The following is a 20,782-nucleotide window of genomic DNA, read 5'->3' on the forward strand; positions in this document are numbered from 1 at the left end:
CGGTTACGGAACTTCGAAACGGGGCGGAGAGCGGATCAGACGACGTTTCCGACGACGGTGTTGTTCGTTCCGTCGTCGTCGATCTGATCCTCGTCGTTCCTCCTGAACTCGTTACCGATGACGACGTTGTCGGTCGTCGTGTCGGTGAGTTCGATACCGTCGTCGCCGTCGCTGTTCCGCACGAAGTTGTCGACGATTCGGTGGTCTTCACTGGGTTGGGAAGGGAAGCCCACCGCAATGATGCCGGCTCCCTCGCTGTCGAAGACCCGGTTCCCGGCGACGTGGTTGCCGGCGCCGATGTCCAGTTCGATGCCGTTGATACCGCTGTCGCGGACGAGGTTGTTTTTCACCTCGGAGTTGAAGGCGTTGAAGAGGAGGATTCCCGCCTCGGCACTGTCTCGCACCGTGTTGCCGGCGATGGGGACTCTCGCGTCGTCGACTTGGATACCGTTTTCGCCGCTTCCGCGGACCTCGTTGTTCGTGATGCTGTTTCCGGCCCCACGGTGATGACCGAGGCTGTGATACTCGATTGAGTGTATCGGAGACGAGAGTACGAGACCGGGACGACGTAGCGAAAAACCGGTAGAAAGTGGTCGACCGCGTGGACGATCCGGTGACTTCCCCGAGTCGGCGGGTCCGGTGACGCCGCGAGTTCGCCACGCTCGGCGGTCGTCACCCGCGGTCAGTCCCGCTTAGCGATCGACGACCTTCGAGGGCGGCGAGAGGTTCCGGCGCCCACCGAACGTGACGAGGAACAGGAGGCCGACCCCGAGCCCGTACGCCGCCATCAGCGGCAGCGTCGCGAGGAACATCGTGATCACGTCCGCGGGGGTGAACACCGCCGCGAACAGCATGATCCCGACGGTGACCTCGCGCCAGCGGCTCCGGAACACGTCGTACGGGACGCCGGCGTTGTTCAGGAGGAGCATGAGGATCGGGATGTCGGCGAGGAAGCCGATCCCGATCGTCGTGTAGACGACGAGCCAGAGGAAGTCGCTCACTTGGTACGTGATGACCATGTCCGCGAGCCGCGCGTCGGTCACGAGCCACCCGAGGAGCCCCGGCGCGATGTAGGTGTACCCGAGCGCGAAGCCGCCGAGCAGCCCGCCGAGCAGGGCGCCCGTCCAGAGGTACACCTGCGAGAGCCGGCCGGCGACGAAGCCGCGCTCGCGGAGCGCCGGCCACGCGTAGTAGAGCACGACCGGGAACACGGCGACGATACCGAGCAGGACCGAGAACTTCACCATGAAGATCAGCGCCTCGACCGGGTGGAGCGAGATGATGTTGATCCCGCCCTCGATCTCGGCCGGCACGCGCTGTTCGAGGTCGTTCCGGACCGTCGCCAGCCCGCCGAGGTACAGCCACGTGAACGCGGCCGCCATCACGCCCCCGAAGACGGCGACGAGCCGGAACGAGCGCGACCGCAGCGAGTCGAAGATGAACTTGAGGTCGGTGTAGTAGCCGCCGATGTCGTCTTCGGCCTCGTCCTCGTTGCCGTCGGTGAGTTCGGAGAGGAACGTCGAACTCGCGCGCGAGGTCCGGTCCTGCATCGTGCCCACCAACCCGTCTTGGTCGCCGGACTCGCCGGCGCCTCCGGGTCCGCCGGCCCCTGCGGCGTCGCCCGACGCGTCGTCGCTACCCTCCTCTCCCTCGTCGCCGCTGTTCACCTCGTCGAAGCGGTCGAGAATCGCCCGTGCCTTCTCCGGGTCGTCGTCTTCGATCGCGGCCTGTGCGAGCGCGATGGACTCCTCTTCGTCCATCTCGGTGAAGACGTCGCCAGGCGCCGCCAGCACGCCGGCGGCGTCGAGTTCGCCCACGTCGATCGCGGTGGGGTCGCCGTACTGGTACCCCGCGCTCGTCGTGTCGAGGTCGACGTAGACGGCCCACAGCGTCGCGACGCCGACGAACGCGAGCCCCCACGCGAAGGCGTAGACTCCGGCGGCAGTCGCGGGGTCGACACCGAGGCCGGCGCCGGGTTCGAGGAACCGCCAGTCGCTGTTGGCCAGCCGGAGGAGGTCGTTGAACGCGGTCCGGCCGCCGTACTCGTAGAAGGCGTACACGAGCCCGCCGCCGAGGAGGGCCGCGCCGCCGACGACGTTCCAGTGGTTTCGGACCGACCCGAGCACGTCGATACCGTCTGAGCTCCGCTGGGCCGTCACGACGAGCTTCGCGAGGTAGAGGCTGAAGCCGTAGAGGGCGATAAGCGGGAACGCCCACATCAGCTGCGTGAACGGGTCCGGCGGCGAGAACACCGCGCCGAAGACGAAGATGGCGACGATCGCGTAGCGCCACTTGTCGCGGAACGTCTCGTACTGGACGATCCCGGAATACGAGAGCCCGGTGATCAGGAGCGGCATCTGCCCGGCGAGGCCGAACGACAGCGAGAGGAAGACGATGAACTCAGTCCACATCACGATGGAGTAGGTGGGCTGGATCCCCGCTTCCAGCCCGAAGCCGGCCAGGAACGAGAACATGATCGGGAAGAACGCGTACACTCCGTACCCGACGCCGACGGTGAACAGACCGACGCCGAGGAGTCCCATCGCGGCGAGCTTCCAGCGCGACACCGGCGATTTCGGCCACGCACCCCGAGCGCGGAGTTCGTCGCGGGAGACGTAGATCAGCGGCGGAATCGCGGTGATCGCGCCGACGATGAGACCGATCTTCGCTTGGAGGAGGATCACCTCGAACGGGGTGGTCGCGATGACGTCTGCCTCGGCGGCGACCGCCGGGGACATGTTCGATTTGGTGACGGTGTAGAGGAATTCCCACACGTACACGCGGAGCGCCCAGAACGTCGCGAGGAAGCCCAGCAGGAAGACGACGAACACCTTCTGGAGATCCTTCTGGATCGATCGCAGGAACGCTTTCGCGGACTCGCGTCCCTCCGCGAGCGACTGCTGGGTATCCTCGTCGAGGGCACTCGCCATACGGGAACCGAAGTCCGTCCCCGTTATCAACCTTTTCGACCCGCCTCGCGGGCCGCGATCCCCGACTTCTCTCGGCTCCATCCGAAAAGGCCTATAATCACCCGGTTGCGTAGATGAAGTGAATGGACGACTCGGACCGGTCGCGCGACGAGCCGTCGGCCCCCGAAGACGACTCGGTCGCCGACGACGCCGCCAGCGACGGCGACGGCACCGACGCGGACGCGGTCCCCGACGACGGGACCGATTCCGTCGACTCTGAGGGCTCTCCGGAGGTCACGCCCGAGGATGACGCCTCTGACGACGAGGCCGCGGACGCCTCCGACGACGAGGCGGACGGTGACGACGTCGACTCCGGCGACGTCGCGGACGCGACCGACGACGGCGGCGTCGAGTCGACTGATGAGGATCCGGTCGAGTCGAACGACGACGCAGAGGACGAGTCGAACGACGACGCAGAGGCTGAATCGGACGACGAAGAAGAGGCTGAGGGCCTCCACGACGGCGGCATCCCGACGACGGTCGAAGACGCGCCCATCGCCGACGATTCCTTCGAGGGACTGGAGTCGCCGGAGTCCGACGAGGAGATGCCGCTGGCGGCCCACATCGAGGAGATGATGCGGCGGCTCGCCGTCGTCTTCCTCTTCGGCGGGCTCGCGACGCTCGTCGTCGTGACCGAGTCGACGGAGCTGATAAACTACTTCTGGAGCTACCACATCCCTGAACCGCTCGTGAACCGACCGCGGCTGTACGGCCCCCTCGAACTCCCGCTCACGCGGCTGAAGGTCGCCGGCCTCGCGGGCGTCGTCGTCGGGCTTCCGGCGTTCGTCTACGAGACGTACCGGTTCATGAAGCCCGGCCTGTACGAGAATGAGCGACGCTACTACCTCGCGGCGGTCCCGACGAGCCTCGTCCTTGGCGGGATCGGCATCGCGTTCGCGCACTTCCTCGTGTTGCCCGCGATCTTCTCGTACTTCACCACCTACACCTCCGACGCCGCGACGATCGCGTTCGGACTCGCGGAGACGTTCAACCTCATCGTCATCATGCTCGCGTTCATGGCGATCGTCTTCCAGATCCCGCTGTTCATCATGCTCGCGATCATGATGAACCTCGTCACCCGGCAGTGGCTGGAGGCGAAGCGCCTGCTGTTCTGGGGGGCGTTCCTCGGAATCGCCTTCCTGTTCAGCCCCGACCCGACGGGGATGGCACCGATCATCGTGACGCTCACGATGATCGTCCTGTACGAGGGGACGCTCGCGGTCCTGCGCTGGACCGGGAACTAGCCCGCGGCGCGGACATTTATAAGCACCTGTGGAAGCGCACGGGTTTCTTTATAAACCGTTGACGAGCAACGCGGTCGGATATCCACAACGTGAAGAATCGGTGGCGTTGCTCTCGGGCCGACGTGTCTCTGTCTGACCCGCTGAGAGCGTTGCCCTCGTCGAACGACCGTAAGCTGATGCGAGCACCGGAACTGAGTCGACCGAATCGCGGACGGCCGGTCTACCGTGTTAGCCACTCGAACAGTTCTGCGTCGTGTTCTACGAAGATGGAGAGGTGTCCGAGCTCAGGGTATATGTACGATTCCGCGTTGGGAATCACGTCCCGAAGGTAAGCGCCCATTTCGACCGGATTGATTCGGTCGGCCTGTCCGTGCCAGATCCCGACCGGCACGTCGATGGAGTCGAGTGGGAATCCCCAGTCTCGCCCGGACAACTGGATGTCTCTCACGAAAGACTTGGTCCCGTGCTCCTGGCAAGCGGCCGGCATCGACGCGACGAGAAGCTTACCAACGTCGCCACGCCATATCGCCTCGTCCCTTGGCGCGGAGCCCTTGACGCGCCGATCAATCGTCCACCCGGGCGCATACTTGGCAGCACGCACCTCTACACCCAGGAACGCCTGGATAGCCCAGGGCAGGGAATTCGCTCCACGTAATAGAAGACGGAGTGGGCGAGTGGCCGACTCGATTGGGCCGAGCCCACAACAGGTGGCGATACGAGGAAACCGCTCGGGGGCTGCTGCGCCGCACGCCAGAGCGTACGGCCCGCCGCCAGAAATTCCGAGTGCGGGGGCAGCGTCGATACCGAGTGCGTCCAGACACTCGGCGACGTCGGCCGGCCAATCCATTAGCACTCGAGTGGGATCGGGATCTGACACGCCTACGCCAGGGCGCTCGGGAGCGATGATACGTACGCCGAGTTCGCGTCCGACGTGGTCGAATACGGCAGCCCCCAACCGGCCATTGGGAATTCCGTGAAAGGCGAGGACCGGGTTGCCGTCCGAGGCTCCCGTCTCTGCGTACCCAAGCTTCCGTCCGTCCGCGAGTTCCACGGTAGACGGATTCTCGAACAGGCGACGACCGACCGAGAGCATTCCTGTTGTCTCGCCATCCAGAAATTGTGGTATTGCGTTCTTCTCGCCCCTGAACCGACGAGAGATGATCCCGGCACTTCCCATTCGCTACCAAACGTGTCGAACCGATATAACTTGTATCGGAGGCAGGCGTGTTTTAGTTCTCCTCAGTATCACCTACTCAGATTCCACGTCAGTCAGTAGGGGCCACTGACCGGCTCGCGCCGCTCTATGCAACACGACCTCATCGAACTATCTGCGGCAGAGGGGTTCAATAGACCCTCGAGTGTGCAACCCCGGCTGAGTCACACTTACTCCCCGCCGAGCAGTTCGACGAGCAGCGCGTTCTGCGCGTGCATCCGGTTCTCGGCCTGGTCCCAAACGAGGGCGCGGTCGGACTCTAAGACCTCGTCGGTGACCTCCTCGCCGCGGTGCGCGGGCAGGCAGTGCATTATCTTCGCGTCGGTGCCCGCCAGCAGGTCCGCGTTCAGTTGGAACCCGTCGAAGGCGGCGAGCTTCTCCTCGCGCAGGTCCTCCTGCCCCATCGAGATCCACACGTCGGTGTACACCACGTCGGCCCCCTCGATCGCGGCCTCGGGGTCCGTGGTCGGCGTCACGTCCGCACCGAACTCGGCGGCGCGGTCGAAGACGTCGGGGTCCATCCCGTAGTCGGCGGGCGTGGCCACGGTGACGTCGATTCCGGCCATCGCCGCCCCGACGACGAACGACTGCCCGACGTTGTTGCCGTCGCCGACCCACGCGACGGTGGCGTCCTCACCGACCGTCTCGCGGATGGTGAGCAGGTCGGCGAGCGTCTGGCACGGGTGTGCCTCGTCGGTGAGCCCGTTGATTACGGGGCAGTCGGCGTACGCAGCGAGCGTCTCCACGTCCTCGTGGTCGAACAGCCGCGCCATCACCCCGTCGACGTACCGACCGAGCACGCGCGCGGTGTCGCGCAGCGGCTCGCCGTGCCCGAGTTGGATGTCGTCGGGACCGAGGAACATCGCGTGGCCGCCGAGTCGCGTCATCCCCGTCTCGAAGGAGACGCGGGTGCGCGTCGAGGGCTTCTCGAATATCATCCCGAGCGTCGCGTCGTTGAGTCGGGGATCGGTCTCGCCCGCCTTCATCGCGGCGGCGCGGTCGAGCAGGGCGTCCAGTTCGGTCGGCGTCACGTCGTCGATGTCGAGGAAGTTGTCGGTGGCGAGTGGCATCGTGTGTGGTGTGTGGTGTGGTGTCGTTGAAAAACGGGCCCGTCTCCGAATGTCGGTGAGACGGTGGTTACAGGCGTTTGCGACAGACGTCGGTCAGGACGGTCACGGCACGGTCCAAGTCCGAGAGCGGGAGCCGCTCGTCCGGCGCGTGGTCCAGGTCTGAGTTTCCGGGGCCGTAGGTGACCATCGGGCAGTCCCACGCGGCCGCGAAGAGGTTCATGTCGCTCGTCCCGGTCTTCCGGAGCAGCCGCACGTCGCCGCCGGCGCCGCGGATCGCGACGCGGAACGCGCGCGCCAGGTCCGTCCGGGGGCTCTCCATCACGGGCGGCATGGGCTCGCCCCAGTGGACCGACCCGGTCGAGAGCTCTGCCTCCGCGAGCTCGTGGATCTCGTCGACAGGGCGGGAGGGCGGGACCCGAAGCTGGACGCTCATCGTCGTCTCGACCGCGAGCCCGTCGTCGCTCAGCCCGCCGTCGATCGAGATGGGCTTCGTCGTCACCTGATCGAACACCGCGGTCTCCGGGTCGTCAGGGGTGAACGTCTCCTCGACGCCGTGCCACCAGTCGATCGCGTGCTGGATCGCGTTCGGCTCCGGCCGCGAGGAGTGACCCGACTCGCTCGTGTTCACGTACGTCCCCTCCAGCAGGCCGCGGTAGCCGAGCGTGATCCCCTGCCAGCCCGACGGCTCGCCGTTGATCACCGCGTCTGGCGCGTCGCGGTCGCCGATGAGGTGTCTCGCACCGCCGGAGTCGACCTCCTCGCGGACGACGCCCACGAAGGAGACGCCCGTCTTCACCGCCGCGACCGCCATGGCGACGAGCGGTCCCGTCGCGTCGACCGCCCCGCGGCCCCACAGCACGGGCTCACCGGGCTCGCCGACGCGAACGTCGGACGGGTCCGGCAGCTCTCCCGCCGGCGGCGCCGCCCGCACCTCGACCGGGATGTCTCCCGGCACTGTGTCGATGTGCGAAGTCAGTAGGACGGCGTCGTTGGCGGGCGCCCGGACGTTGCCGACCTCGTCGATCCACGCCTCCCGACCGTTCGCCTCGAAGAAGTCGACGAGGCGCTCGGCCGCGCGCTCCTCTTCGTGTGACGGCGAGGGGATCGACACCATGTCGTACAGCAGCTTCCGGGCCGCCGTGTCGCAGGCCGCGGGGTAGCCGCCGCCGGCGACGACGTCGTCGTCGGAACGCTCCTCGCCGCCGGCCTCGTCGCGTTCGGTTTCCGTTCCGGTCGCCATCACCCGATCACCTCCGCGAGGGCGTCGACGACCGCGTCGGCGTGTTCCCGCTCGATCGTCAGCGGCGGGAGCAGGCGCAACACCGTGCGCCCCGCCGGCAGCGCGAGAATCTGGTGGTTGATCGCGAGGTCGCGCAGCAGCCGGTTCGAGCCGCGCTTCACTTCGATCCCAATCATCAGTCCCTCGCCGCGCACCTCGCGGACCTCGTCGCCGAGGCGCTCCTCGATCTGTCCGCGGAGGTACGCGCCGACCTCGGCGGCGTGTTCGGGGAGCCCCTCGCGCTCGATGACGTCGAGCGTGGCGCCCGCGGCCGCGGAGACGACCGGACCGCCCGAGAACGTCGAGCCGTGGTTTCCGGCGTCCTCGGCGATCCAGTCACGGCACAGCGTGGCGCCGATCGGGAGCCCGCTGCCGAGCCCCTTGGCGGTCGTGAGCACGTCCGGGACGACGCCGTGCTTCTCGGCCGCCCACAGCGAGCCAGTGCGGCCGAGCCCGGTCTGGATCTCGTCGAGGATCATCGCTGCACCCGACGTCGACGTCGCGTCGCGGACCGCCTGGAGGTACTCGGTGTCGGCGGGGTTGATTCCCCCCTCGCCCTGGAGCGGTTCGAGGATCACCGCGGCGGTCTCGTCGTCGACCGCCTCGCGCATCGCGTCGGCGTCGCCGTACTTGACAAACTCCACGCCGCCCGCGAGCGGCTCGAACCCCTGCTTGTACTTCTGTTTCCAGGTGGTCGCGAGCGCGCCCATCGTCCGGCCGTGGAACCCCTGTGTCGTCGCGACGATCTTCTCGCGACCCGTCGCGTGCCGGGCGAACTTCAGCGCGGCCTCGTTGGCCTCCGTTCCGGAGTTACAGAGCCAGACGTTGTCGATGTCGGCCGGTCCCGCCTCCGAGAGCCGCTCGTACAGCGCCGTCCGCGCCGCGTGCGGGTACGACGCCTGCACGTACATGAGCTCCTCCAGTTGGCTCGTCGCGGCGTCGACGACCTCGGGGTGACAGTGGCCCACCGGCGTGCAGGCGTAGCTCGCGCCGAAATCGAGGTACTCGGTGCCGTTCGTGTCGGTGACGTACACGCCGTCGCCGGCGGCGATCTCGATCGGCTTTTCGGAGAAGACGAAGCCGCTCATGCGGTCTCACCTCCGGTATCGGCCTCGGCTTCGTCGCCGCCCGCGTCGTCACCGAGTGCCGACCGCTCGATCGTCGTCCCCTCGCCGCCGAGAGCGGCGACGATCGGGTCGCGGACGTTCGCGTCGGCGACGACGACGCGCCCTGAGCCGCCCGAGAGCGCCTCCTTGGCCGCCATCACCTTCTTGCCCATGAACCCCTCCGCGGCGGCTTCGACCGCCGCTAGTTCGTCGGGCGTCGCCGCTGCGTCGATGCGCGTCTCGGGATCGTCAGGGTCGGCGTACACGCCGGCCACGTCCGTCAGCAGGACGAGGTCGGCGCCGAGCGCGCCCGCGACCGCGGCGGCCGCGCGGTCTGCGTCGGCGTTGACGGGCGTGACGCCGCCGTCGCTCTCCTTCCCCTCCATCGGAGGCGAGACGACGGGCGTGTAGCCGTCGTCGAGCAGTCCGGTCAGCAGGTCGGCGTTCACCGACTCGATCCGGCCGGAGTGCTCGCCGCGTTTGATCTTCCGCTTGCCGTCCTCGACGACGCGGACCGCCGACTTGCGGGGCCCCGAGAGGAGCCCGCCGTCGACACCCGAGAGACCGACCGCGTCGACGCCGGCCTCACGGAACAGCGCCGTCAACTCCGTGTTGAGCTTGCCAGCCATCGCCATCGTGAACGCCTCCATCGCGTCGGCGTCGGTGAACCGTCCCGTGACGCCCGAGGCCGACTCGACGTACTCCGGCTCCATGCCGAGCCGCTCGATGGTCTCGTCGACGACCGTCGAGCCGCCGTGGACGACGACGACCTCGCGCCCGTTGGCGGCGAGGTGGGCGACGTCGTCGACCGCACCGGCCGGGTCGACCGCCTTCGCGCCGCCGATCTTGACCACAACGGCCGGCTCGCTCTCGTCGGTCGAATCGGTCCCGCCGTCGGTAACCGCGTCGACGTCGCCCGTCATGGCGACCCCACCGGATGCAGCCCCTGAAAGTCGAGTCCGGCGGTCTCCGGCAGTCCGAGCGCGACGTTCGCGGCGTGGACCGCCTGTCCCGCGGAGCCTTTCATCATGTTGTCTATCGCCGAGAAGACGACGATGCGCCGGTTTCCGGGGTCGAGTTCGAAGCCGACCTCGCCGTGGTTCGTGCCGGCGACCGACTTCGGCTCGGGGTAGCGGTAGACGCCGCCCCCGCCGGAGACGATCCGCTCGAACGGCTCGTCGGCGTACGCGCCGCGGTACGCTTTCCACAGGTCCGCCTTCGAGACGGGCTCGTCGGGGAAGACGTGACAGGTTGCGCTCGCGCCGCGCACCATGTCGACCGCGTGAACCGTGAAGGAGACGTCCAGTCCGAGGTACGCCTCGATCTCTGCCTCGTGGCGGTGTCCGGTCGGCGCGTACGGGCGCACGACGCCCGAGCGCTCCGGATGCGAGGAGGCCGCGCCGCCGCCGGCGCCGCCCTCCGAGGAGCCGACCTTCACGTCGACGACGACCTCACCGGTGTCGGGACCGAGCGCGCCGGCGTCGATCAAGGGCTTCAGCCCGAGGATCGTCGCGGTCGCGTTACAGCCCCCGCCGGCGATCAGATCGGCGCCGGGGAGGTTCTCGCGGTTGATCTCGGGGAGCGCGTACTCCGCGCGCTCCAGGTACTCCGGCGACTCGTGGCCGTCGTACCACTCGTCGTAGGCGGCGGCCTCCGGGAGCCGGAAGTCCGCCGAGAGGTCGACGACGGTGTCGGCGACCTCGAAGTACTCGTCTATCCGTCCCATCGAGACGCCGTGCGGCGTCGCCGAGAAGAGGACGTCGACCGATTCGAGGTCGTCCGGGTCGGAGAAGCGCAGGTCGAGCCCCCGCAGGTTCGGGTGCGACCGACCGACGGTCATGTTGTCGGCCGACCGGGACGTGGCCTGCGCGACATCGAACGCGGGGTGACCGGCGAGGAGCCGCAGCAGCTCGCCGCCCGTGAACCCGGTGCCGCCGACGACGCTCGCGGTGTACGTCTCGTCGACGCCCGACCCGTCGTCGGTCGTCATGCGGTCACCTCCGCAGTGTCGTCGGCCGCCGCCACCGTCGCCTCCAGCCAGTCGACGACCTTCGCGGGGACGTCGACCTCGCTGGCCGCGTCGAGCGCCTTGAACTCGACCGTGTGGTTCACCTCGTGGACGGTGTACTCGCCCGACCCCTCGCCGCCGACCTCCATCAGGTCGACGCCGAGAAGCCCGCCGCCGACCGCCTCGCTCGCGCGCTCGACGAGATCGAGGGCGCGGTCGTCGAGGTCGAACGACTCGGTTTCGCCGCCCTTTGCGGCGTTCGTCAGCCAGTGGTCGGAGGTGCGTGTCATCGCGGCGATCGGCTCGCCGTCGACCGCCAACGCGCGGATGTCGCGGCCGGGCTTGTCGACGAACTCCTGGATGTAGAACACCTTGTGCTCGTAGTGGCCGAGCGTCTCCTTGTGTTCCAAGATCGCCTCCGCCGCGTTGCGCGAGTCGATCTTCGCCATCAGCCGGCCCCACGAGCCGACGACGGGCTTGAGCACGCACGGGTAGCCGAACGATTCGATAGCCTCCATCGCGGTCTCCTTGGTGAACGAGACCTCGGTCGCCGGGGTCGGAATCCCCGCCTCGGCGAGCGCGAGCGAGTTCTTCGCCTTGTCGGCGCAGACGTCGCCGGTCTCCGGGGAGTTCACCACTGGGACGCCGTAGCTGTCGAGGAACCTCGTCGCGTACAGCGACCGGCTCGTCGACAGACAGCGGTCGACCACGATGTCGAGGTCCGCGACGTTCGCCGTCGTGGATTCGAGGCCGAACCGTTCCTTGCGGACGTCGATCTTCTCGACTTCGTGGCCGCGCTCCCGGAGTTCGCCGAGCAGCAGCTTCTCGTCTTGCCGGATCCGAGAGTAGAGGATTCCTACGCGCATGTCGACCACTCGCGTGTCGCGGCCGTGGCGGTCGTCACCATCTACTCGCCCCAGTCCTCCTCGAGTTCGGGCGCCTCTTCCAGCGTGACGGGGTCCAGCGAGATGACCTCCAGCTCGGTCCCGGTGACCGGGCTGTCGATGATCTCGCCGACCTCGACGTCGGCCGGAAGCTCGATCTCTTCGCCCGTGATCGGGTCCTCTGCCAGTATCGCGTCAGTGTCGCTCGTCATCGTGCCAGATACTCTGCCACGGGTAGACATAAAGGCTTCGAACTTATTGGATAGTTTACACGACGTAGAAAGGTCTCTAACGGTGCCATACTATCAAAAACGAGCCGTATCGAGATCGAATATCAGATCTCGGCTATGAATATGTCCCCCTACGGGGACGGTCGTCGGCGTCGGTCGGGTCGGCGCCGACCGAACCGGCGGGTAGCCGGCGGGCGCGGCGGCTCAGACATAGCTCTCGACCTCCGTCTCCAGCGTCTCGTTCGCGGCGGCGAGCGCGTCGCGAGCGGCCGTCAGCGCGTCGTCGTCCTCCTCGATTCCGGCCTCGACGACGGCGAGTTCCTCGGCGACCGCCTCGGGGGCCGGTCCCCCGGCGGAATCACGGCTCGCCACGCTGGCCGCCGGATCGAGCGCCGACGCCACGTCTTCGCGGCTCACGTACGTCGAGAGGGCCTCGCCCGTCACGTGCCGAGTGGCCTCGTCAACTTTTGCGGCCGCCTCGTCCGGCGAATCGTCGTCGGCCACCGTCTCCGCGGCCGTCGCGACGATTTCGTGGGCGGTCCGGAAGGGCATCCCGCCCATCGCGAGGAGGTCGGCGACCCCCGTCGCGGTCGAGAACCCCTCGCCCGCGGCGTCAGCGAGCGCCGCCTCGTTCCAGTCGGCGGTCGCGACCGCGCCCGCGGCGACCGCGGTCGCCTCCCGCACGTCGTCGGCGATTTCGAACACGCCCGCGTGGGCGCGCTGGAGGTCGCGGTTGTACGCGCGGGGGAGCCCCTTGAGGAGGCTCAGCGTGCCCGTCGCCTCGCCGATAGCGTCGCCGGCGACGCCGCGGGTCAGCTCTAGCGTGTCGGGGTTCTTCTTCTGCGGCATGATCGACGACGTGGACGAGTACGCGTCCGACAGCTCCACGAACCCCTTGTTCGAGAAGAGGATGAGGTCCTCCGCGAGCCCCGAGAGCGTCGTCGCGAGCGTCGCGCACGCGGTCGATCCCTCCGCGAGGAAGTCGCGCGCCGACGCCGCGTCGGTCGAGTTCCGAACCGTCCCGTCGAACCCGAGCAGCGCCGCCGTCCGGTCGCGGTCGACGTCGAACGGCGTCCCGGCGAAGGCGGCCGCACCGAGCGGCGACCGGTTGACCCGCTCGTACGCGTCGAGCAGGCGCGCGGTGTCGCGAGCGACGCCGCCCTCGTACGACAGCAGGTAGTGCGCGACCGTCGTCGGCTGGGCCGGCTGAAGGTGGGTGTAGCCGGGCATCACGGTCTCGGTGTGCTCGCTCGCGACCTCGACGAGCGCCTCGCGGAGCGTTATCGTCGCCTCGGCCGCCGCGAGCAGGTCCTCGCGCAGCCGATACCGGATACAGGTTGCCACCTCGTCGTTGCGCGAGCGGGCGGTGTGCATCCGCCCGCCGTCCGGTCCGATCCGGTCGATGACGGCCGTCTCTATCGCCTCGTGAACGTCCTCGCCGTCGGACAGGTCGCCGTGTCCGGCGGCCTCTACGTCGTCGAGCGCCGTGAGGATATCGCCCGCAACCGCGCTATCGACGATCCCCTGCTCGGCGAGCATCACCGTGTGCGCGCGGTCGACCGCGAGGTCGGCCTCGAAGATGGCCGCGTCGGCCGCGAGGCTCGACAGGAACTCGCGGGCGGGACCGCCGCTGAAGCGGTCGCGCCGGACGGCGGTGCCGCTCTCGGCCGCGTCGCCGCCTGCCGCCGTGCCGGGGTCGTCGTCGGTCATTTAGTTCTCGTCCGTCTCGCCGGAGCCGTCCGTCGCCAGTTCGGGCTTCGACACCGACTTCTTCACGTCGTTGGCGAGACGTTCCTGAAGCCCGTGGTACTTCGCGACGCCCGTGGCGTCCTCCTGCGCGATGCCGGCGACGTCCTCGGTGTTGAACGAGGCCATCTCCTCGGAGTAGACGGCGTACTCCGAGTCGCGAGCGACGACGCGGCAGTTGCCGCCGGAGACCTTCACGGTGGCCGTCCCCGTCACCACGTCCTGCGTCTCGTTGATGAACGCGTTCAGCGCGTCGACGATCGGAGCGAACACGAGGCCCTGGTACGCCTTCTCAGACCACTCCTGCTCGATCCCCTTCTTGAACGAGCGCTCGTTCTTGGTGAGCACGAGGTCCTCGAGCGCCTGATGGGCCGTCAGCAGGACGGTCGCGGCCGGGTGCTCGTAGTTCTCGCGCACCTTCAGTCCGAGCATACGGTCCTCCATCACGTCCGTGCGACCGATCCCGTAGCCCCCGGCGTACTCGTTGAGGTGCTGGATCAGCGGGACCGGATCCATCGCCTCGCCGTCGACGGCGACCGGGACGCCCTCCTCGAACGCCACCTCGATGGTGGTCTCGCCTTCCGGCTCCGCGGTCCACTCGTAGATGTCCTCCGGCGGCTCGTAGTTCGGGTCCTCCAGCTTCCCGCCCTCAACCGCGCGCGACCAGATGTTCTCGTCGATGGACCAGACGCCGCCGTCGCCCGCCTCGACGGGCAGGTTCTTCTCGGCGGCGTAATCGATCTCCCACTCGCGGGTGAGCCCGAGTTCGCGGACCGGCGCGATGACCTCGAGGTCGGAGCCGCGCCAGACGGCCTCGAACCGGAGCTGGTCGTTCCCCTTCCCCGTGCAGCCGTGCGCGATGGCGTCACAGCCCTGCTCCTCGGCGACGCCCAAGATGGCCTCGGCGATGACGGGACGCGCGAGCGCCGTGCCGAGCGGGTAGCCCTGATACGTCGCGTTCGTCTTCACCGCGTCGAAACACAGCCCCGCGAACTCCTCTTTCGCGTCGACGACGTGGAGGTCGAGACCGAGCGCATCGGCGGTCTCCTCGGCCTCGTCGAACTCCTCCGTCGGCTGCCCGACGTCGACGTTGACGCCGATGACCTCGTCGTAGCCGTACTCTTCTTTCAGGAGCGGTACGCAGACGGTCGTGTCGAGTCCCCCACTGAACGCGAGTGCAACGGTTGCCATTACAGGAGTACACTGGGTTCATCCCCTTAAATTCACCGTTTTAGATATTGGAAGAAAAACGCAGAGCAGACGCTACAGGAGAACGGAGCCGTGACTCACTGGGACAAGACGGCGCGAACGCGACGAGGGAATGAAGATTACTGGCCCGAGGGGGCCCGTCGTCGCGCCGCGCCGGAAGCCGGTCGCGGCGGTCGGACGCCTCGTCGCGGTCGCGGGGCTCGTCGGCCTCGAATAAGGGCGGCGTCGGGACGAGCCTCCGCGGTCATCACCTGTACCTTGTTCCGCATCGGAATAAAAACGTTCCGCACCGCTGGCCGGGTCGCAAGGCTTGCCGGGCGGGGCGAGAGCCCGGTGGCGCCGGCCGTCGACCGACTCGCGCCGCAGTTACAGCGCTTCCCGATACGCCTCCAGCGTCCGCTCGACGTCCTCCTCCGTGTGCGCGTAGGACGTGAACTGGCATTCGAACTGGTTCGCGGTGAGGAACACGCCCCGGTCTTTCATCTCCTGCCAGAACACGCGCTCCCAGCGGTCGGTCGCGGCGCGTGCGACGTCCGCGCCCGTCTTCGGGCAAGCGTCGTATCGGGCGCAGTCGGGGTCCTGCCGACAGCCGCTCGCACAGCAATCCGTCGGGTCGTCGGGCGCCTCTCGGGTGAAGATCGTCTTGAACATCGAGTCGGTGCCGACCACGGTGTACTCGGGCGCGCGCTCCGCGCAGATCTCGGTGATCCCCTCGCGGAGTTTCCGCCCGAGTCGGTCGACGTGCTCGTACACGTCGTTCTCGGCGGCGTACTCCATCCCGGCCTTCCCGGCGGCCATCGTCACCGGGTGACCGGAGAAGGTGCCGGACTGGAACACGTCGCCTGCGGGCGTGAACTGCTCGATCAGGTCGGCGCGCCCGCCGATGGCGCCGACCGGGAACCCGCCGCCGATGATCTTCCCGAAGGTGGTGACGTCCGGCGTGACGCCGAACTTCGACTGTGCGCAGCCGAGGCCGCCGACGCGGAATCCGGTGATCACCTCGTCGAAGATCAACAGCGAGTCGTGGCCGTCACACAGTTCCCGGAGCGTCTCGTGGTAGCCGTCGATCGGAGTCACGATCCCCATGTTGGCGAGGATCGGCTCGACGAGAACCGCGGCTATCTCGTCGCCGTGCTCCGCGAACACCTCTTTCGCGGCCTCCGGGTCGTTGAACGGGATCGGGAGGGTGTGTTGTGCGAACTCCTCGGGAATCCCGGCGGTGGAGGGGTGGGCGTCGCCCGGCGACCCCTCGACGAGCGTCGACTCCTGGGCGCCGTGGTAGCCGCCCTGCATGACGACGATCTTGTCGCGGTCGGTGTACCCGCGCGCCAGCCGCACCGCCGACACCGTCGCCTCCGTCCCCGAGTTGACGAAGCGGATCGACTCGACGCTCGGGACGTGTCGCGCCACGAACTCGGCGTGCTCGACCTCTATCTCCGTCGGCGCGCCGTACATCGGCCCCTCCGCGACGTGCGACTGGACGGCCGCCTCGACCGGGTCGGGGAGGTCGTGCCCGTACAGGAGCGGGCCGTACCCCATCACCCAGTCGACGTATCGGTTCCCGTCGGCGTCGATCACGTGACCGCCGTCACCGCGCTCGACGAAGAAGGGGTGCGGCATCGTCGCCCGGACGGAGGAGTTGACGCCGCCGGGCATGACCGACAGCGCGCGGTCGTACAGCCCGCGGGAGCGCTCGTGGTTCATGCTCACCGGTTGGGCGGGAGGGATGAAAGTAGTTGCCGACCCGGCGGCGAGCGGGGCGTCTGCCCACCGGATCTCACGGCGACGGCGCCGCCGCTCGGCGACGTTGAATATTCGAAAAATTCGGCGTCGCAGTCGACCGTTCGATGCTCCGAGACTCGGGCGTCGGCGTCGGTGCCGACCTTACACTGCCTCCGGGCCGGTCGCGCCGGTGCGGACCTGCAGCGCGTCCTCGACCGGGAGGATGAACACCTTGCCGTCGCCCGGCTCGCCGGTCTTCGCCGCGCCGGCGATCGCCTCGGCGACCTCGTCCGCCGGGATGTCGGCGACGACTATCTCCACCTTCACCTTCTGGTGGAGGTCGACTGTGAACTCCTCGCCGCGCCACTGGCCCTTCTTCGCGGGCTGGGAGCCGCGACCGGAGACGTTCGTCACGGTGAGCGAGGGCGCGTTGATCTCCGCGAGCGCCTGCTTGATGGCCCCGAGCTTGTCGGGGCGGACGACCGCGGTGACCATCTTGATCTGCGAGCCCGTTTCCTCGCCGCCGTCGGCGCGCGGGGAGCCCTCGGTGGTGTCGATGACGGAGGGACCGCCGTCGGTCGCGACGCGGTCGCCACCGAACTCGGGGTAGGTCTCGACGCCGTGCTCGCTCACGTCGAGCCCGTCGTGCTCGTGTTCGGGAGTGACGCGAGCCTGGCCGACCGCCTTGAACGCGCCGAAGACCACAGCGGTCGCGATGACCGTCCACGCAGTGATGACGACCACGCCGATGACCTGCGAGACGAGCAGGTCGAGGGAGAAGCCGTTGATGCTGACGAACGGCAGCGCGAGGACGCCGATGACGCCCGCGGAGCCGTGAACCGGGAAGACCGCACACACGTCGTCGATCTTCATCTTGTCCGAGACGAACTCGAACACCAGCGGGAGCTGGAGACCGCAGACGAGCGCCACCAGGATGGCACCCCACCACGTGACCAGGTTCGCGATCCCAGTGACCGCGACCAGTCCGGCGAGCACGCCGTTGGCGACGTAGAGGGTGTCGACCTTCTTCGTCAGGTACATCGATCCGAGCGTCGCTCCGAGGGCTCCGGCGGCCATTCCGAGCGTCGTCGTCAGCGCCACGCGGCCGACCACGGCGAAGCCGCCGAGCGCGAGCTCGCCGGATTCGCTGACCGAGAACACCGTCGCGGTCGTTCCGACGTTGAATCCGTACCAACCGAACGCCAGAATGAGCGTTCCGAGCACCGCGAACGTCATCGAGTGACCGGGGATGACGTTCGTGGAGCCGTCCTCCGCGTAGCGGTCCATGCGCGGCCCGAGCATGTACGCCGCGGTGAGGCCGGCGATGCCGCCCACGCCGTGGACGATCATGCCGCCGGCGAAGTCGACGAAGCCGACTCCGGCGAGGAATCCGCCGCCCCAGGTGATGCCCGACACAACCGGGTAGATGACCGCGGAGATGGCGATCGTGTACGCCACGTACGCACGGAGCTTCGCACGTCCCGCGACCGCACCGGAGACAATCGTTGCCGCCGTCATCGCGAAGACGGCACCGAACAGCCAGCTGTTGACCCAATCGCCGTCACTGAGAGCTGACGCGGGGGAGAAGCCGCCGCCGCCCGCGACACCTTCGATACCGAAGCCGATCAGGAAGTACACGAGGACGCCGACGCCCCAGGTGAGCAGGTTCTTGGTGAGTTGGTTCGCGACGTTCTTCGCGCGCACCTGTCCCGCTTCGAGCATCGCGAAGCCGGCGTGCATGAAGAAGATCAGGAAACAGACCACCGCGACCCACAACAGGTTCACGCCTTCCGCAATCACACTCGGATCGACCGTCGCCAAAACGCCGGCCGTCACGCTCCGCTCACCTCAACTGAACATACGTATTCTGAACTGCGCGCTTCGTTCGTACTCATGTGCTGATTCACGTTTCGAGTAGCGGGAATAGGAATATATAAACGTTAGAGTTGAGTTTCACACATATTTGCGCTCACAATACGACAAGTGAACAATATACGGACGGATACATGGTGTATAAGGATGTATTCTCGGTGATATTCGGGCAATCCTTGCGCCCAAATCTGACGAGTGTATTATAATAAATCTGTCAGATACTTCCAGATCGGCCGAAATTGGTGGGTGCGCCGCCGGGCGCGGTCGATGCTGGTGATTTTTGCCGCGCCGATCCTCGCTTCTCATTGGTGTCGTGGCGCTACGTGTCCGATTTCAGGCGTTTCTGCCGTTCGGAGAGAAATTTGACGTTCGTCAACCACATCGGCGGTCCGGTGCTCGCTCTGCGCGTCGGGGGGAGCCGATCGCGTCGGGAGCGGGCGTCGATACCGTCTGTCGAGCGGTCGGTGCCCAGTTACTCCGGCTTCAGCCCTTCGCCCTGTACGCGCATCACGGCCTCGCCGTCGGCGAGGTTCGGCGCGTCGACGAGCCGGACGATCCGCTTGTTCCCCTTCGACTTGCGGAGGTACATCCGGAACGTGGAGGCGTGTCCGAGGATGTTGCCGCCGATTGCCTGCGTCGGGTCGCCGAAGTACGAGTCGGGGTTCGACGCGACCTGATTGGTGACGAGGATGGCGGTGTTGAACAGGTCGCCGATCCGCATCAGGTCGTGGAGGTGTTTGTTGAGCTTCTGCTGCCGGTCGGCGAGTTCTCCCCGGCCGACGTACTCGGCGCGGAAGTGGGCGGTCAGCGAGTCCACGCAGACGATGCGGATGGGCCACTCGCTCTCCTCGAGCTCGCTGGCGAGCTCTTTCGCCTTCTCCGCGAGCAGGATCTGGTGGTTGGAGTTGAACGCCTTGGCGACGTGGATCTGGTCGAGGAACGCCTCGATGAGTTCCTCCATCGCCTCCTCGTCGCTCGGGGTGCCTTCGATCTCGCGCCGCTCCATCTCGTTCGCGAGGATCTCGTCGTCAAGTCCGCGGACCATGTCGTCGATCCGCTCCGGCCGGAAGGTGTCCTCGGAGTCGACGAAGATACACCCGCCATCGAGGCCGCCGTACTCCGCCGGGAGCTGGACGTTGACGGCCATCTGGTGAGTCACCTGCGACTTCCCGGACCCGAACTCGCCGTACACCTCGGTGATCGACTGCGTCTCGATGCCGCCGCCGAGCAGTTCGTCGACCTCGTCGATCTGCCAGGAGAGCTTCCCGATCTCTTGGCGTCGTTCGAGGACGGTCGCGCCCGTCTCGAACCCGCCGACGTCGGCCGCGTCGCGCGCGGCGTTGATGATATCCGCAGCCGACGACTCGCCGATGTCCGCGGTGTTCGACATCTCACCGGGGCTGGCGACGGCGATCGATTGGTAGCTCTCGAACCCGTTTTCGACGAGCTTGTCTGCGGTCGCTGGGCCGACTCCGGGGAGGTCTTCGAGTTCGTCTTCAGGCATGTACGCTCTCCTTGTTCGCCATCGGGTATAAAGACTGGTTTACACCGTAGTGAAAGTGAAAAAGCGGTCGGGCCGCGTTCCGGGTTGCGTCGACTCCATATATAAGCGTCCGCGCCGAAACGCGTCGATCTCCGACGGGCGAAACTGATCGCCCCCCACCCGTCACCGCCGGTCGCGGTCGCCGGCCGTCACCGCCGCTCCGTCAAAAGCCCACGCGGCGGACGTATCCGAGTTCGCGGATTTCGACGAGCAGCTCCCCCGGAAGCTCCGTGTCGGTGATCACGTACAGCTTCGGGTCGTCGGTGAACTCGGGGTCCTCGCTCAGTACCTGACGGATCGAGATGTTGTGGTCGGCGAGGATGCCGGTCACCTCGGCGACGATCCCCGCCTCGTCGGCGGCGTCGACCTCGACCGTGAGGACCGTGAGATCGAGCACCGGCGCCAGATCCATCAGGCTCGGGATCGACGAGATGTTAGTGAAGATGCGCTTCAGGTCGGGGTCGGCTAAGATCGCGTCCGTCGTCGAGTCGACCACTCGCCGGTCGACGTCGAGTTCGCGCGCGATCCCGGTGTACGGGATCTCGATCCCGCCGGAGACGACGCGACCCTCTTCGTTGACGGAGAAGCCGCGCTCTAAGAACAGCCGGATGACGGCCTGTTGACTCGGTGACCCCTCGAACTTTTCGAGGATCTCGTCGAACATTCGTTGCTACGAATCCCCGCCGT

17 protein-coding genes are annotated in these 20,782 nt (G+C 67.3%); 1 reads left to right on the forward strand and 16 read right to left on the reverse strand.

The features are described from left to right. Window positions 1–35: 35 nt before the first annotated feature. Window positions 36–686 (reverse strand): right-handed parallel beta-helix repeat-containing protein, encoded by a 651-nt coding sequence (locus tag ACNS84_RS05735; protein ID WP_435074710.1) that lies wholly within the window; start codon window positions 684–686, stop codon window positions 36–38. Window positions 687–692: 6 nt separating this feature from the next. Continuing rightward, window positions 693–2,930: a twin-arginine translocase subunit TatC gene (gene tatC, locus ACNS84_RS05740; protein WP_435073889.1), complete on the reverse strand. Its 2,238-nt coding sequence runs from the start codon at window positions 2,928–2,930 to the stop codon at window positions 693–695. A gap of 122 nt (window positions 2,931–3,052) precedes the next feature. On the opposite strand from tatC (ACNS84_RS05740), the gene tatC (ACNS84_RS05745) reads away from it, so the two are divergent. Continuing rightward, the gene (gene tatC / locus ACNS84_RS05745) at window positions 3,053–4,213 is read left to right on the forward strand and encodes a twin-arginine translocase subunit TatC (protein WP_435073890.1); all 1,161 of its coding nucleotides are present in this window, start codon (window positions 3,053–3,055) and stop codon (window positions 4,211–4,213) included. A gap of 220 nt (window positions 4,214–4,433) precedes the next feature. Here the strand turns inward: tatC (ACNS84_RS05745) and ACNS84_RS05750 are convergent, their stop codons facing one another. The 14 genes from ACNS84_RS05750 to trpY form a co-directional block, all read right to left on the reverse strand. After that, window positions 4,434–5,390, reverse strand: coding sequence for an alpha/beta fold hydrolase (locus ACNS84_RS05750; protein ID WP_435073891.1), 957 nt, complete (start codon window positions 5,388–5,390; stop codon window positions 4,434–4,436). Window positions 5,391–5,596: 206 nt separating this feature from the next. Then, window positions 5,597–6,496: an ornithine carbamoyltransferase gene (argF, locus tag ACNS84_RS05755; protein ID WP_435073892.1), complete on the reverse strand. Its 900-nt coding sequence runs from the start codon at window positions 6,494–6,496 to the stop codon at window positions 5,597–5,599. A 67-nt stretch (window positions 6,497–6,563) separates the two neighbouring features. After that, window positions 6,564–7,736 carry a [LysW]-lysine hydrolase gene (locus tag ACNS84_RS05760; protein ID WP_435073893.1) on the reverse strand — a complete coding sequence of 391 codons (1,173 nt, stop codon included), beginning with the start codon at window positions 7,734–7,736 and terminating at the stop codon, window positions 6,564–6,566. Continuing rightward, a complete protein-coding gene (locus ACNS84_RS05765; RefSeq protein ID WP_435073894.1) occupies window positions 7,736–8,863 on the reverse strand; it encodes an aspartate aminotransferase family protein in 1,128 nt (375 codons plus the stop codon). The genes ACNS84_RS05760 and ACNS84_RS05765 overlap by 1 nt, the downstream gene beginning before the upstream one ends. Continuing rightward, on the reverse strand, window positions 8,860–9,804 hold the full coding sequence (locus tag ACNS84_RS05770) for an acetylglutamate/acetylaminoadipate kinase (RefSeq protein WP_435073895.1): 945 nt from the start codon (window positions 9,802–9,804) through the stop codon (window positions 8,860–8,862). Before ACNS84_RS05770 ends, ACNS84_RS05765 begins: the two co-directional genes overlap by 4 nt. After that, entirely contained in the window at window positions 9,801–10,871 is a 1,071-nt protein-coding gene (gene argC, locus ACNS84_RS05775) for an N-acetyl-gamma-glutamyl-phosphate reductase (protein WP_435073896.1), read from the reverse strand. The genes ACNS84_RS05770 and argC overlap by 4 nt, the downstream gene beginning before the upstream one ends. Beyond that, complete coding sequence (lysX, locus tag ACNS84_RS05780; RefSeq protein WP_435073897.1) at window positions 10,868–11,755, reverse strand: lysine biosynthesis protein LysX; 888 nt, start codon at window positions 11,753–11,755, stop codon at window positions 10,868–10,870. The genes argC and lysX overlap by 4 nt, the downstream gene beginning before the upstream one ends. 41 nt (window positions 11,756–11,796) lie before the next feature. Beyond that, a complete protein-coding gene (gene lysW, locus ACNS84_RS05785; RefSeq protein ID WP_435073898.1) occupies window positions 11,797–11,985 on the reverse strand; it encodes a lysine biosynthesis protein LysW in 189 nt (62 codons plus the stop codon). A gap of 222 nt (window positions 11,986–12,207) precedes the next feature. Then, window positions 12,208–13,713, reverse strand: coding sequence for an argininosuccinate lyase (gene argH, locus ACNS84_RS05790; protein ID WP_435073899.1), 1,506 nt, complete (start codon window positions 13,711–13,713; stop codon window positions 12,208–12,210). After that, on the reverse strand, window positions 13,714–14,940 hold the full coding sequence (locus ACNS84_RS05795; RefSeq protein ID WP_435073900.1) for an argininosuccinate synthase: 1,227 nt from the start codon (window positions 14,938–14,940) through the stop codon (window positions 13,714–13,716). 384 nt (window positions 14,941–15,324) lie between these two features. Continuing rightward, on the reverse strand, window positions 15,325–16,662 hold the full coding sequence (hemL, locus tag ACNS84_RS05800) for a glutamate-1-semialdehyde 2,1-aminomutase (RefSeq protein ID WP_435073901.1): 1,338 nt from the start codon (window positions 16,660–16,662) through the stop codon (window positions 15,325–15,327). A gap of 180 nt (window positions 16,663–16,842) precedes the next feature. After that, on the reverse strand, window positions 16,843–18,516 hold the full coding sequence (locus ACNS84_RS05805) for an ammonium transporter (protein ID WP_435073902.1): 1,674 nt from the start codon (window positions 18,514–18,516) through the stop codon (window positions 16,843–16,845). A gap of 508 nt (window positions 18,517–19,024) precedes the next feature. Continuing rightward, on the reverse strand, window positions 19,025–20,056 hold the full coding sequence (gene radA, locus ACNS84_RS05810; protein ID WP_435073903.1) for a DNA repair and recombination protein RadA: 1,032 nt from the start codon (window positions 20,054–20,056) through the stop codon (window positions 19,025–19,027). A 202-nt stretch (window positions 20,057–20,258) separates the two neighbouring features. Next, window positions 20,259–20,759, reverse strand: coding sequence for a TrpY family transcription regulator (trpY, locus tag ACNS84_RS05815; RefSeq protein WP_435073904.1), 501 nt, complete (start codon window positions 20,757–20,759; stop codon window positions 20,259–20,261). Between the last annotated feature and the right edge of the window lie 23 nt (window positions 20,760–20,782).

The organism is Halorubrum wangae, assembly GCF_051194135.1.
Classification (GTDB): domain Archaea; phylum Halobacteriota; class Halobacteria; order Halobacteriales; family Haloferacaceae; genus Halorubrum.